The organism is Streptomyces kronopolitis (genome assembly GCF_014646275.1).
In the GTDB taxonomy this organism is placed as follows: domain Bacteria; phylum Actinomycetota; class Actinomycetes; order Streptomycetales; family Streptomycetaceae; genus Streptomyces; species Streptomyces kronopolitis.
This window is the reverse complement of sequence record NZ_BMND01000099.1, coordinates 1-765: the sequence shown is the minus strand read 5'-3', so window position 1 is coordinate 765 and position 765 is coordinate 1. Positions and strand designations below refer to the sequence as shown.

Below are 765 nucleotides of genomic sequence, written 5' to 3'. Positions count from 1 at the left end.
TAGGAGGGTTTGATGCTGTTAAAAAACGCTTCGTTTTATGATTGTGAGGTTTTAAAAAGAGCGGATATTCGCTTAAAAGATTCTCTCATCGCAGAGATTAAAGAAAACTTAAGCCCTATTAAAAATGAAGAAGTGATTGAGTGCGCAGATTTATTCGTGCTACCAAGCTTCATTGATTTGAGCGTTACTGGTTTGGAGGGTTATGAAAATTTAAAACAAAAGGCTTTTAAAGGGGGGGTAGGGTTACTCAATGTTTTTAATTGTGATCAAAGCGGCATTAAAAATATTATGGCGGTTAAAAACAACCAACTAGCCGACATCGTTACGCTTAAAAATAAAGGAGGGGAAATTTTAATCGCGCAATCTGACGCTTTTTTAGAACTCATCAGCCATTACGCCAAATCCTACAACTTGCCTCTTTTAATTTCTTTAGAAAATTCTTTTGAAGCCCTAAATAGTGGGGCATTAGCCTATGAATTGGGGCAAAATTTTGTAGAAAATGCGTTTGAAAACACGCACTTGGTGCGTTTTATGGAAGTTTCTAGAGCGTTACAAATCCCTATGCTTTTAGATAAAGTGAGTAGCACCGCCACGCTCAAACTCATCAAAGCCTTTAACAATTTAGGAGCGCACCTGCAAGCCCAAACGCCCTTAAGCCATTTAATCTTAGATGAGAGCGTGTATGAATATTATGAGCCCAGATTTAAAATCGCCCCTCCTTTAAGGGATAAAGAAAGCCAAAACGCCTTAAAAGAAGCCCTAAAG

Annotated in this window: 1 protein-coding gene; it reads left to right on the top strand. The window is 38.2% G+C overall.

Translation table 11 applies throughout. The features are described from left to right. Positions 1-12: 12 nt before the first annotated feature. Positions 13-765 (top strand): dihydroorotase (locus tag IEY78_RS35300; RefSeq protein ID WP_189104817.1); only part of this gene is annotated, 753 nt, incomplete at its 3' end.